Source organism: Flavobacterium sp. R1_16 (genome assembly GCF_057652095.1).
The window spans coordinates 774269-787217 of sequence record NZ_JBYFCG010000001.1 but is presented as its reverse complement, the minus strand read 5'-3'; the positions used below and the strand labels follow the sequence as shown (position 1 = coordinate 787217).

Here is a 12949-nt window from a genome sequence, read left to right as displayed (position 1 = left end):
TCTCATTTTTAGAATAAGACGGGACAAATATAAGTTTAAAAAAAGTAATTTCTATACAGAACCTATAACATGTTTCAGATCTGATATCTGATTTTCCCATAATAATTTAGCCTCCTCCAACTCATCTTCTTGAGCAAAATCGACTACCAGCAACGATACATCTTTAGTTATCTCATCCTCAAGTATTTTGAGCTCAAAGTAATAATCTGTATCTTTTTTATTTTCGTCAATCCATCGAAACTTAATTTTCTCACCAGTTTTTTTTGATGATAATCTTGCATTCTCTTCAGAATCATTCCATATAAAAGTAAAGTATTCTCCTCTTGAATTTACATTGTCAGCAAACCATTCAGACAATCCCGAAGGTGTTGATATATACTGATATAGCAATTGTGGTGAAGAATTAATTGGGAATTCCAATTCGTATCTTGATTTAAGGTTCATTTTGTTATTTTATTTTTGTGAAATATATAAATATTAAATCAAAAAAAAAGCATTTTTAAAATTATTTTTTTTCTCTTACTATTTGTTCCCTATGATATATATTCTATATTTGCACCCGCATTAAAGGATGCGCCGACAAAATGGCGAGGTAGCTCAGTCGGTTAGAGCGCAGGATTCATAACCCTGAGGTCGGGAGTTCAAATCTCCCTCTCGCTACTAAAATCAAATCTTTGAAAACAAACGGTTTAGACTATCTAAACCGTTTTTTTTATGTCTTCTTTTCTACCAACATTACACAAAGTATACGATTTAGTATACGATTCAGTATACGGTTTTGAACAAAATTTCTTTTATATTGCAGAGTATTTTAATCACTTTTCAAAGCAAAAAATCATGTCAAAACCTAATTTTTCATTTCCAAAGATATATACTGGCGGTGTTGACGTAACTAAATGGAAGCTTTATAGTGTATCAGACCAAAACAAAGCATTAAAAAAGGAATGGTATATATATTATAGTTTTAGATGTCCCGAAACAGGATTATTAAAACGTCAAACTCCCATAAAAGGTTATGCTAATTCTTATAAAACCAAAAGAGAGAGATTAATTTATTTAACCACAATGAGAGACGCCCTCGAATTACTTTTAAAAAATGGTGCTAATCCTTATTCGAGTAATGATTTCAGCTATTTGGATGAACTCCTTAGTAATCCAAAAACAACAAAAAATAAAGAAACAACACCAGTTCAAATCATTGAAAATGAAAAGACTAGTCTTACCCCAACTGTAAATTCAAAACAAACAACTATCGGAGAAGCCTTTGAATTAACTCTGAAATTAAAACAAAACGTAATGAATAAGACATCGTTTGGTAATTATCAATTACGAATCAAGAGATTTATGGATTTTTTACCCGACAAATCATTACCAATAACTTCAATAACAAAAAAAGATGTTATTGATTTTTTAAATGAAGTTCTACAAAAAACAAGTCCAAGAAATAGAAATAATTACAGAACAGACCTGAACTCATTTTTCAATGAACTTGAAAATAACGAATACATTGAAAATAATTTCATAGCTAAAATCAAGGTATTAAAATCAATTCCCGAGAGAAACAAAACATTTAGTGATTCAATTCAAGAGAATATATACAAGTATCTTGAAACAAATGACAAGCAACTATTGCTATTCATTAAATTTATTTCATACGGCTTTCTTAGACCAATTGAAGTTTGTAGACTACAAATAAAAGATGTTGATATTAAGGAACGTAGATTATATGTAAGGGCAAAAAACAAGCCTATAAAAGTCAAAATAATACCAGAAATATTAGTTAATGATTTACCTGATTTAAAAATATATGATCCTGAAACTTATTTATTTACTCCAGATGGATTTGGAATGAATTGGGAAGCAGAAGAAAATAATAGAAGAGATTATTTTTCAAAACGTTTTAATGAAGTAGTCAAAAAAGAGTTTAACTTAAACAAAGACTACGGATTATACAGTTTTAGACACACATTTATTACAAGACTATATAGAAAACTGAGAGAAACAAGCTCGCAACAAGTTACTAAAAGTGATTTAATGCTTATTACAGGTCATTCAACATTTGTTGCTTTGGAAAAATATCTTCGTGACATAGATGCAGAATTGCCTGAAGACTATTCGAACTTGCTTAAATAATTTAGTGCAATTTTAAGTAAAACATTGTCCAAAAAATATCAAAAAAAACAATTTTAAGCCTTGTAAATAAGGAAAGTCTAAACAAAAAAATTTTAGGAATAGCAAAAAAAATAAAAAAATTAAGCTTACTCCCTTAAAAGATTTACTTACTTTAAAAATTTAGGTCACAAACAAAATTACTGATGGTGTTTGTTTTTATATTGCCTCCGCTGTATAGCAAAACCTAAAAAAATTAGGAAACAAACAAAAGCGTTGATGGTGTTTGTTTTACATTGCCTCCACTGTATGGCAAAACCTAAAAAATTTATCCAAATAAATTATAATCGATTTGAATATATCATTTATTTGTAAAAGAAAAATTTGAAATTCTTTTTGCAAATTTAGTTATTTATCTAATTCATCATAAATTTTTCATTTATTTCCATACTAAAAGTAATGTTAAAAAAAAATAAAATCAATTATTTGAAATTTAAATTATAATCTTTTTCTAATTATATTTACACTTAACCTTCAAACAATCTCCCTTAATGGAATTTAAGTTAGAAAACCTTAACTATCAAGATATAGCAATCCAATCGGCTGTGAAAATTTTTGATGGTACTGATAAAAATAATTTCGACAATTCTTGTATTGAGGGCATTCGTTCAAACACTACTAAACTTACTACTGTTGATATTAAAAATAACATTAAAAATGTACTACTAGAAAACGGTATTTCAGAGGAAATTGCAAAGCTTTCAAATGATAGAGATATTTGCGTTGAAATGGAAACTGGAACAGGTAAAACACTTGTTTACATCAAAACTATTTTTGAACTTTTCAAAGAATACGGTTTTACAAAGTTTATAATTTTAGTTCCATCAGTTGCAATTCGTCAAAATATCATTGGAACATTTAAAGCTTTTGAAAGGCAACTCGAAAGCATTTATGGTTTTAAACCTGATGCTTTTGAATATGACAGCAAAAAACTTCAAAAAGTTAGTCAGTTCATCGAGGAACAATATCCCCAAGTAATGATAATGACTTTGGCTTCTTTCAATTCAGAAGATAAAATTTTGAACCAAGCACAAAGGGAAGATTTATTTAACAATATTCCTTTTATTGAAGCCATTGGCAAAACCAATCCAATAATTATAATGGACGAACCACAAGAGGGAATGGATACCGACAATTCCATAACTCAAATTGCAAAGCTCAATCCATTATATAAAATTCGTTATTCGGCAACACATAAAGTCGTTAAGAATTTGATTTATAGATTAACCCCTTACGACAGCTACAAAGAGGGTTTGGTTAAGAAAATTGAAGTACTAACAGTAACCGAAAAAAATGACGAAGCAACTTTAAAAATTGAATTGGCTGACATACAATTTGGAAAGGGAGACCCAAAAGTAAAATTGAAAGCATGGCATTTAAGTAAAACATCTAACAAAATCGAATTTAAAGTTAGTGGTTGGCTTTGCAATGGAGATAATTTGGGAGAAAAAACAAATAACCCTAGTTATTTGAATTATACAATTTCCAACATCAACAAAAGTTTAAAAACTGGAAAATGGACTGTTACTTTTTCTAATGGTGCAGAAATTTTAGAAAAACAAATTTCAGGAACTTTAGAAAATATTTGGGCGTTGCAAATAGAGTGGTTAATTCACAGACATTTTGCAAAATCACAAAAATTAGCTCCCAAAGAAATAAAATGTTTGTCGCTTATATTCATTGACCGAGTGGCAAACTACATTGGAGAAACACCAATTATCAAAAATCTTTTTGTAGAAAAATATAAAGCGATTTATCCTGAATATCATAATGGAAACACTCCAACTGATGAACATATACAAAGTGTTCAAGGTTATTATTTCGCACAAAAATCAAGTGGCGAATTTGCAGACAATGAGGGTGGTGTAAAAGAGCAAGCCAAAATTTATGAATTGATATTAAAAGGAAAAGAGGAATTATTAACCTTGTCTAATCCTGTTCAATTTGTATTTTCACACTCGGCTCTAGGAGTTGGTTGGGATAATCCAAATGTCTTCAACATTGCAACACTTAACAATTCGTATTCAGAAACCAAAAAACGTCAGGAAATTGGTAGAGGTTTGCGTATTTGTGTTAATCAAAAAGGTCAAAGAGTTTACGATGCAATTGATGTTGATGATAGTGAGCGTATAAACCAACTAACGGTTATTCCTAATGAAACTTATGAAACATTTGTAACCCAGTATCAAGAAGAAATTAAATCAGTTTATGGCACTACTAATGCAGGTGCAGGAATGACACACAACCATAAAGGGATTCAAACTGATGAAGTAAAATTTAAACGAAATACAAATGAAAATATTGACAAAGCTTTCAGAAAATATTGGAGTGCTTTAGCCAAAAAAACAGAATACACAGTCAATTTTGATGAAGAGCGTTTGATTGAAAGTGCCGTTGAGGAAATCAATAAAATTACAATTCCTGATTTTGTCATTGAAGCATCTAGTTTTTTGATTGATTCAATCAATGAAGAGGGAAAACAAGATACTTTTCAAGGTTCGGAAAATGTAAAACAAAAAACAAATTTCACTCCACTAGATTTAATTGAAGAGTTAAGTGAAAATACAGGATTAAGTTATGCTTCAATGTTCAAAATATTTGAGCAATTGACTAATCTTAAAGAAGTGGTTAAAAATCCACCTAAATTCATTCACGAAGCTTCCGCAATCATTCGTAACGCTGAACTAGATGAAATGATTAGAGGATTAAACTATGAATTAACCGGAGAAAGTTTCCCTTTTGAGTTTAATGATTTTGTCAAAAACATTTCCGACAAAGGGTACGTTGCAACCCCTAATAAAGGCGTTTTCGATAAAATGCTTATTGATAGTGATGTAGAAAAAAAGTTTTCATTGGATGCTGATAAAGATGTAGAAGTAGTTTGTTTTTTGAAACTGCCAAGTTGGTATAAAATCAAAACACCTATTGGAGACTATGAACCCGATTTTGGTTTAGTAATGAAACGCAAAAACCTAAAAGAAGGCAATGAAAACGAGTTTTATTTTGTGATTGAAACCAAAGGAACTAATGACATCAATGACAAAAAAGCTTTAAAAGAAAGTGAGATTTACAAAATAAGATGTGCTATTAAGCATTTTGAAAAATTGGGATTAGAAGTACAATACAAAGCTCCAGTAAAAGAATATAGTTTCTTTAAAACCGAAGCAGATAAAACAATAAATACGCTCATATAACCATTTTCCCAACGTCAGGAAAATGGTAGTGATTTATCACTTTGCTGATGTTAGCAAACTGATAAAATCAGTAGAAATTTTCAAGAAAACAAGATGTACGATAACAACGTACACCTAACATTAAAACAATTATGGAAAAACAAACAAGTATAAAACTATTCGAGACCCAAAAAGTTCGGTCTGTTTGGAATGATGATGAAGAAAAATGGTATTTCTCCATAATTGATGTTATGGCAGTTTTAACCGAAAGCGTTGATGCTCCTGCCTACTGGAGAAAACTAAAACAACGACTTAAAGCAGAGGGAAATGAAACCGTGACGAATTGTCACGCTTTGAAAATGCAAGCTCCTGACGGAAAAATGAGAATGACCGATGTAGCTGATACCGAGCAACTTTTTCGTTTAATTCAATCCGTTCCCTCACCCAAAGCAGAACCCTTTAAACTTTGGTTAGCCAAAATGGGGCGTGAAAGAATTGATGAAATTGAAGACCCTGAAATTGGTATTGACCGCTTAATGGAAACCTATCTCAAAAAAGGATATTCTAAAGAATGGATAAACCAACGTTTAAAAAGTATTGAAGTTCGCAAGGAACTAACGGATGAATGGGATAAAAGAGGGGTTAAAAAAGGGCAAGAATATGCCATACTTACTGATGAAATTACAAAGGCTTGGACTGGCATTACCACCAAACAGTACAAGCAGTTAAAAGACCTCAAAAAAGAGAACCTGCGAGACCACATGACCAATCTTGAATTGGTACTTAATATGTTGGCAGAAGCAACAACAACCGAAATTTCTAAAAAGAAACAGCCAAAAACATTTAACGAAAGTAAAATAATTGCCAAGCAAGGCGGAACCATTGCAGGCAATACCCGAAAAGAAATTGAAGCCAAAACTGGCGACAAAATTGTAACAGGCAAAAATGCCAAAGGTTTGACCAACAAAAAAAATAAGGATTTACAATGATGGAAAGCATAAACGACTTCATGCCAAACAGCAACGATTGGAACAACGAACGTTTGCAAACCTTAAAACAACTATACCCTGATTGGTTTACCAATGAGGGTAATTTGAATATTGATGAAATTAAAAAAGCGGTTAATCCTGAATTGGTTAATGAGACCGAACGTTATGAATTTCGTTGGTTTGGCAAAAGCCAAGCCAAGCGCAATGCTTTCACGCCTAGCAATGCAACGTTAGTTTTTGACGAAGACCGAAGCGTTAATCCAAACAATAGTGAAAACCTTATCATTGAGGGCGAAAACCTTGAAGTCTTAAAACTATTAAGTCAAAGTTACCGTGAGAAAATAAAGTGCATTTACATTGACCCACCATATAACAAGGATAAGGACTTTGTATATTCTGATATATTCTCACAAGATAAAAAAAGTTATTGGGAAGATTCCCAGTATATGGAAAATGGAGTAATAATTGATACAAATTCTGAAACAGATGGTAGATTTCATAGTAATTGGCTGAATATGATGTATAGCCGTTTACTCATTAGTCGGCAACTATTAAAAAATGATGGAGTAATATTTATTTCCCTTGACAATAGCGAGATACATCACTTGAGAAAATTATGTGATGAAGTTTTTGGAGAAGAAAATTTCATAGAATGTATAACTTGGAATAAAAGAGTTCCAAAAAACGATAAAGGTATTGGTAATATCCACGAATATATCTTAATCTATGTAAAAGATGCTTTGATAAAGCATGAATTTACTATGCGAAAAGGAGGTTTAGATGATGTGACAAATCTAGTTTCAAAATTGAAAAAGCAAAAGATTTCAATTCCTGATGCAGAAAGTCAAATAAAGAAACTTTATAAAAAAAATGATTTTGATAGAGGTATAACTTTATATAATTCGCTTGATGATAATTATAGATTGTGGGGTAAAATAAATATGAGTTGGCCAAACGCCGATACTTTTGGTCCTAGATATGATGTTATACATCCAAAAACAGGAATGGTTGTAAAAGTGCCTGATAGAGGTTGGAGATGGAAAAAGGAAACATTTGATGAAGCAGCAAAATTTAAAGATGGAAAATATCAAAATATAGTTGAATTACATGATGGTAGTTATATGTGTGGTAAAATTTGGTTTAGTAAAGACGAAAATACACAACCAAGTTCAGTAACATATTTTGATGAAGTAGAGAGTTTTTTATTGAGGTCAATAATTTCAATGAAAAGTGATGGAGGGATTGAACTAGAAAAAATATTCGATGGGAAAAGCTACTTTTCTTACCCCAAACCTAGTTCTTTAATACAGCTATTACTTGGTTCTATTAAATCTGATGATAATGATATTTTTCTTGATTATTTTGGAGGTTCAGGAACTACAGGTCATGCAATTTTTAAATTAAATTCTGAAGAGAACTCTAATAGAAAATTTATTTTGATCCAAATGCCTGAAGCAACCTCCGAAAAAAGTGAGGCATATAAAGCAGGCTATAAAAAAATAAGTGATATTACTATTGAGCGCAACAAAAGAGTTATTGAAAATATCATAAAAGAAAAAGAAAGTAAACAGCCTGATTTATTTACTGGCAATAAAAAAGAAGATGCCTTGCAAGGATTAGGGTTTAAAGTGTTCAAATTGCAAAAGTCAAATTTCCCTAGAGTAGATTTTGCTCCTGACCCTGAAAAAACCGAAGCAGAGAACGTTGCAACCCTACAACAATACATTGCAACGAAAGAAGCACAGTTAGTCAATGCGTTCAACAAATCAGAACTGTTAACCGAGATATTACTGAAAAACAGTTATAATCTTAACTACAAACTAGGTTTGCAAACCCAGTTTGCAAGCAATGAAGTACAACTTGCAAGTGATGGCGAAAAAGAAACTTTGATTTGTCTTGATGTAGTAATTAATGCCGATACAGTAGATTATTTCAAAACCAATACAGATAAGAAGTTCATTTGTTTAGAAAGAGCATTAGATACTACCAAAAAGTATAACTTGAAACATTATTTAGGGGATAAATTTAATGCGTTTTAATTCCTTGATTAAAGAATAATCATGAAAAGAGAACTTGTTCAAATAGAAGATATTTCAGTTGAAGAATTAACTGAAATCATTGCTGAAAAATTAGTTGACAAACTAGAAAAAAGGATTGCAACTTTAATTTCTAATCAAAATGATGACGAATTATTAACTAGAACAGAAACCGCAAAATTTCTAAAAGTTGAATTAACGACCTTATGGAGTTGGACTAAGAAAGGAAAGATTACAGCCTACGGTATAGGAAATCGTGTTTATTACAAAAGAGGTGAAATAATGAAATCGTTAATTATTCTTAATCGTTGATTAACAAAACAAAAATAAATATTACAATTAAATGGCAGATTTTTTTACTGGGAAAGCATTAGATGAAAAGCTAACAGATATTATATGGAAAGCTAACAAAGAACTAATAATACTATCCCCTTTCATAAGATTGGATGAATATTGCAAAAAGATTTTTAGCAAACTTAAAAACAGTCCCGAACTGGAGATAATAATTGTCTTTGGCAAAAATGAGGGAGAAACACAAAGAAGCTTAAATCAAGATGATTTGGAGTTTTTCAAAGACTTTGAAAACATCGTTATTATCTATTGCAATAATCTTCATGCAAAGTATTATTCAAACGAAAACGAAGCTTTATTGACTTCGCTAAACTTGTTAGGCAAATCAATGACTGGCAACGTTGAATATGGTATTTCATTTCCTAATTCAAAATTAACCATAGATAAATTATATACGGATTCCATGAACTCAACAAATGAGGTCATAAAAAGTAATCCTTGTGTTTTTGTTAAGCGACCTTTTTACAAAAAAACCAATTTAGGACTTTCAAAAAAACATCTCGGTCATGTAATATTATTTGACCAAACAAACGCATTATATCGAAACAGAAGCTTTGAACAAAAATTTTACAATGATTTTGAATATGAGTTATTTCAAACCGATGTAAAACCAACAAGAGAAGAATTTCAAACCGTTAATGAGCCGAAAACTAGAAACCAAAATTATAATAGAAATAATAATCAAGAGTTAGGGTATTGCATTAGAACTGGAGTAAGAATCCCGTTTGACCCATCGAGACCATTTAGTTATGAAGCTTATCAGTCATGGGTTATTTATGAAAATTGGAATTATCCTGAAAAATATTGTCATAGAACTGGGAAATTTTCTAACGGTAGAACATCAATGTCTAATCCTATTTTATAACTAAAATGTCTGACTTAAATTCAAAATGCAACGAATTAATACTTGAAATATTTAATAATTTTATTTTTTTTATTCCAACGACAATATTTGAAAATGACTTTTTAATTGATTTAGAAATAAATGATTACATAGATATTTATTTAGATAAGATAATATTGATAGATAACAATTCAAATTTGATAATTGCACCAAACGAATTAAAAATAGAAGATTTTATAATTAAGAGAAATAAACTAACAAAAAATTGTTTTGAAGTCATTGAATTAAAAAATTCAGAAAATATTGACGCTTTTAAATTCTTTTGTGACAAATATTTAGAACAATTAAGATTCTATAAAAAATGTTCAGATCTCTTAGTCCAACATTTTGAGACTAATTCTCCTATTAAAGATTCAATAACAAAGTCGATTTTTTTAATCCAGAATCAATCTTTATGCACGCATTTAACTGATATTGAAAAATTAATAGATATTAAACCAATAATATTAACTCAAACTGAAATTATCAATGATATTTTAAATTCTGAAATTTTAAAAAAGTACACATCAAAAAAAGCAAACTCTAACAAAACTAATACTGAAATAAAACCTTTTAAAGATTTTATAAGACGTGGTAACAAAGACGAAATAGAAACAAAAATAAAAACTCATTTTTCAAACTTGAAAGGGGTTTCTTTGAGGTATTTGATTCAATATTTAGAAGATGAGGCTATCTTAATATTAAATCATGGTGACTATCAAAAAATTTATGATAGTTTGAAAGAATTATTTGGTGGAAAAGATATTGCACATTATAATTCAATTTTTAGTATTCCAAATTTTTCTAATAAAGACAAAAATTATTTATTGAAGAGAAAATCTTTTGAATTAGTCTTTGAAAAGATGATAAATAATCAATAAAAAATAATTTCTCCCTGACTAAGCCTGAAAATACCTGAATACATGGAGTTTCAGGCTCACTTTTTTATTCTCTATCCTGTTTTTATAAACATTTGTCAAAATAATTTAAAAAATTAATTATGACAACTGATAAACTAAAAACAGATGTAAAAATGGAAATGGAACAAAAGCATTCTATTTTTAAAACAATGTCAACCAACAGTTGGATTGACTTTGCAAAGAACAATCCAATACCAAAAAAACTATTTGGAGAATTATGGTTTGAAAAAGAATTTTGTATTCTCTTTTCGGACACTAATCTTGGAAAATCAATCCTTAGTGTACAAATTGCGAATAGCATTAGCAAAGGCATATCAACAGCTAATCTAGTAAATGAGTGTAGCCCTCAAAAAGTCCTCTATTTAGATTTTGAATTAACTGCTAAACAATTTGAAAATCGTTATTCAGAAGAGTTTACCAACCACTACATTTTTGATGAAAACTTTCTTCGTTCTGAATTAGATTTAGAAAAACTTCGTAATAGCAACACTGACTTTGAAGAGGAGTTATTATTATCCTTAGAATCCGAAATTAAATTCCATCAATCGGAAGTCGTTATTGTCGATAACATTACCTACCTAAAAAACGAAACAGAAAAAGCTAAGGATGCTTTGCGTTTAATGAAAATATTAAATATTCTGAAAAAGAAACAGGATGTTTCAATATTAGTCTTGGCACATACACCCAAAAGAGAACCTAGTAAGCCTATTTCAAAAAACGATGTTTCAGGGAGCAAAAACATCATGAACTTTTGTGATAGTAGTTTTGCAATAGGGGAAAGTTTCCTAAATAATGAACTTCGATATATCAAACAGATTAAAGAAAGAAATGTTTCTAAAGTTTATCATTCTGAAAATATTTTAATATATCGAATTATAAAAATCAATAGTTTCCTTCAGTTTGAATTTATTGAGTATAGTGTTGAACAGGAACATTTGTTGCCAAAAACAAAGACAGATATTGTTGAGCGCAATAATAAAATTATTGAACTAAACAAAGTTGGATTGAACAACTGCGAAATTGGACGTCAGTTATATATATCAGAGGGTACAGTCCGTAACGTTCTGGAGCAAAATAAATAATCTGTTTTGACAGCTAATAACCTCATATCTTTTTTTGATGTTCTTCCAAAAGAAGAGCAACATAAATTTATGGAATTAGCTGGAAAAAGATTAGAAGTAAAAAAAATCAATAAATCAAAAACAAAAAAAAGTATTTTATCAAAAGAAGAAGCTATTCAATATTTGATAAAGAATGTTTTCAAAAATTAAACTCGTAAAACTCGTAATATTCGTAAAGAAAAAAAAATTACGAAAGCTACGAGTTTTACGAATAAAAAAAATATGAAATATCATTTAGATAAATCCAGCAAAAAATTTATTTGTCCAAGTTGTAACAAAAAAAGATTTGTATGTTTTATAGAAATTGAGACAGGTATGTACTTAAATAAAATATATGGAAGATGTGATAGAGAAACAAGTTGCGGTTATTATAAAAAACCAATAATTGATAATGACACAAAAAAAAATGTACAACAAAAATTTTTTTTTGTTACAAAATCAATAAAGAATACTAGTTATCATCCTTTAGATATACTACAAAAATCGTTGCAACAATATCACAAAAATAATTTTTTTGTTTATCTAAATCTTTTTTTTGAGGAGAATCAAATCAAAACTATTTTTAATAAATACAAAATCGGAACATCAAAAGCATGGGAAGGATCAACTGTTTTTTGGCAAATTGATAATTGCAACAAAATCAGGGCTGGAAAAATTATCTTATTTGATAAAGAAACATGCAAAAGAGTAAGAGAACCGTTTCCTCATATTACATGGGTACACTCAATTCTAAAACAAAATGAATTTAACTTAAAGCAATGTTTATTTGGTTTACACTTAGTGAAAGAATCTAATAGAATTGCTATAACTGAATCTGAAAAGACAGCAATATTGATGAGTTTATTTCTACCTGAATATGTTTGGCTCGCTACTGGTAGCAAACAAAACTTGAAAGAAGAACTTTTATTGCCGATAAAAAATAAAGAAATAATTGCTTTTCCTGATAAAAGTGAATATGAAGACTGGCAACAAAAAGCAGATGAATTAAATAAGATAGGCTACAACATTAAAGTTAGCAATTATATAGAAAATATAGATTGTAATTCAGGTACTGATTTGGCAGATATATACCTCTCTACTGTAAATAACAGAACAAGCATTGAAGAGTTATCAAAAGATGAAAAAGAAGTGGTAAAACTCTCAAAAATAAACTCCAATTTATTACTGTTGATTGAAACTTTCGGTCTTTGTGATTCATTTGACAATCAATTTAATCTTGAAAAACTTAAGAAATATGTATAAAATAATACTTATATTTGTTCAATAATCAAGTCTAAACAATTTATAAAACAGTATACGGTTTAGTA

11 protein-coding genes and 1 tRNA gene are annotated in these 12949 nt (G+C 29.5%); 11 read left to right on the top strand and 1 reads right to left on the bottom strand.

What is annotated here, in order from left to right; translation table 11 throughout:
* Nucleotides 1–51: 51 nt before the first annotated feature.
* Nucleotides 52–444, bottom strand: a complete 393-nt coding sequence (locus AC23L6_RS03305; protein ID WP_487562351.1) for an START-like domain-containing protein — start codon at nucleotides 442–444, stop codon at nucleotides 52–54.
* 142 nt (nucleotides 445–586) lie between these two features.
* Between AC23L6_RS03305 and AC23L6_RS03300 the strand changes: the two genes are divergently transcribed.
* The 11 genes from AC23L6_RS03300 (at nucleotide 587) to AC23L6_RS03250 (ending at nucleotide 12884) form a co-directional block, all read left to right on the top strand.
* Nucleotides 587–660 (top strand) — tRNA-Met (locus AC23L6_RS03300).
* A gap of 54 nt (nucleotides 661–714) precedes the next feature.
* Nucleotides 715–2133 carry a tyrosine-type recombinase/integrase gene (locus AC23L6_RS03295; RefSeq protein ID WP_487560873.1) on the top strand — a complete coding sequence of 473 codons (1419 nt, stop codon included), beginning with the start codon at nucleotides 715–717 and terminating at the stop codon, nucleotides 2131–2133.
* A 527-nt stretch (nucleotides 2134–2660) separates the two neighbouring features.
* The gene (locus AC23L6_RS03290; protein WP_487560872.1) at nucleotides 2661–5363 is read left to right on the top strand and encodes a restriction endonuclease; all 2703 of its coding nucleotides are present in this window, start codon (nucleotides 2661–2663) and stop codon (nucleotides 5361–5363) included.
* Between the two features lie 131 nt (nucleotides 5364–5494).
* The gene (locus tag AC23L6_RS03285; RefSeq protein ID WP_487560871.1) at nucleotides 5495–6331 is read left to right on the top strand and encodes a BRO-N domain-containing protein; all 837 of its coding nucleotides are present in this window, start codon (nucleotides 5495–5497) and stop codon (nucleotides 6329–6331) included.
* Nucleotides 6328–8370 (top strand): site-specific DNA-methyltransferase, encoded by a 2043-nt coding sequence (locus tag AC23L6_RS03280; RefSeq protein WP_487560870.1) that lies wholly within the window; start codon nucleotides 6328–6330, stop codon nucleotides 8368–8370. The genes AC23L6_RS03285 and AC23L6_RS03280 overlap by 4 nt, the downstream gene beginning before the upstream one ends.
* A 21-nt stretch (nucleotides 8371–8391) precedes the next feature.
* Nucleotides 8392–8679: a helix-turn-helix domain-containing protein gene (locus AC23L6_RS03275; protein WP_487560869.1), complete on the top strand. Its 288-nt coding sequence runs from the start codon at nucleotides 8392–8394 to the stop codon at nucleotides 8677–8679.
* A 31-nt stretch (nucleotides 8680–8710) separates the two neighbouring features.
* A complete protein-coding gene (locus AC23L6_RS03270; RefSeq protein WP_487560868.1) occupies nucleotides 8711–9583 on the top strand; it encodes a phospholipase D-like domain-containing protein in 873 nt (290 codons plus the stop codon).
* Nucleotides 9584–9588: 5 nt separating this feature from the next.
* A complete protein-coding gene (locus AC23L6_RS03265; RefSeq protein WP_487560867.1) occupies nucleotides 9589–10482 on the top strand; it encodes a hypothetical protein in 894 nt (297 codons plus the stop codon).
* Between the two features lie 152 nt (nucleotides 10483–10634).
* Nucleotides 10635–11603, top strand: coding sequence for an AAA family ATPase (locus AC23L6_RS03260; RefSeq protein WP_487560866.1), 969 nt, complete (start codon nucleotides 10635–10637; stop codon nucleotides 11601–11603).
* Nucleotides 11604–11609: 6 nt separating this feature from the next.
* Complete coding sequence (locus tag AC23L6_RS03255; protein WP_487560865.1) at nucleotides 11610–11792, top strand: hypothetical protein; 183 nt, start codon at nucleotides 11610–11612, stop codon at nucleotides 11790–11792.
* A gap of 72 nt (nucleotides 11793–11864) precedes the next feature.
* On the top strand, nucleotides 11865–12884 hold the full coding sequence (locus AC23L6_RS03250) for a DUF6371 domain-containing protein (protein WP_487560864.1): 1020 nt from the start codon (nucleotides 11865–11867) through the stop codon (nucleotides 12882–12884).
* The last annotated feature ends 65 nt before the right edge of the window (nucleotides 12885–12949 follow it).

Bases quoted from the DNA above. Each gene is read 5' to 3' on its own strand.
- AC23L6_RS03305 (WP_487562351.1), bottom strand. From the start codon at position 444: ATGAACCTTAAATCAAGATACGAATTGGAATTCCCAATTAATTCTTCA.
- AC23L6_RS03295 (WP_487560873.1), top strand. From the start codon at position 715: ATGTCTTCTTTTCTACCAACATTACACAAAGTATACGATTTAGTATAC.
- AC23L6_RS03290 (WP_487560872.1), top strand. From the start codon at position 2,661: ATGGAATTTAAGTTAGAAAACCTTAACTATCAAGATATAGCAATCCAA.
- AC23L6_RS03285 (WP_487560871.1), top strand. From the start codon at position 5,495: ATGGAAAAACAAACAAGTATAAAACTATTCGAGACCCAAAAAGTTCGG.
- AC23L6_RS03280 (WP_487560870.1), top strand. From the start codon at position 6,328: ATGATGGAAAGCATAAACGACTTCATGCCAAACAGCAACGATTGGAAC.
- AC23L6_RS03275 (WP_487560869.1), top strand. From the start codon at position 8,392: ATGAAAAGAGAACTTGTTCAAATAGAAGATATTTCAGTTGAAGAATTA.
- AC23L6_RS03270 (WP_487560868.1), top strand. From the start codon at position 8,711: ATGGCAGATTTTTTTACTGGGAAAGCATTAGATGAAAAGCTAACAGAT.
- AC23L6_RS03265 (WP_487560867.1), top strand. From the start codon at position 9,589: ATGTCTGACTTAAATTCAAAATGCAACGAATTAATACTTGAAATATTT.
- AC23L6_RS03260 (WP_487560866.1), top strand. From the start codon at position 10,635: ATGGAAATGGAACAAAAGCATTCTATTTTTAAAACAATGTCAACCAAC.
- AC23L6_RS03250 (WP_487560864.1), top strand. From the start codon at position 11,865: ATGAAATATCATTTAGATAAATCCAGCAAAAAATTTATTTGTCCAAGT.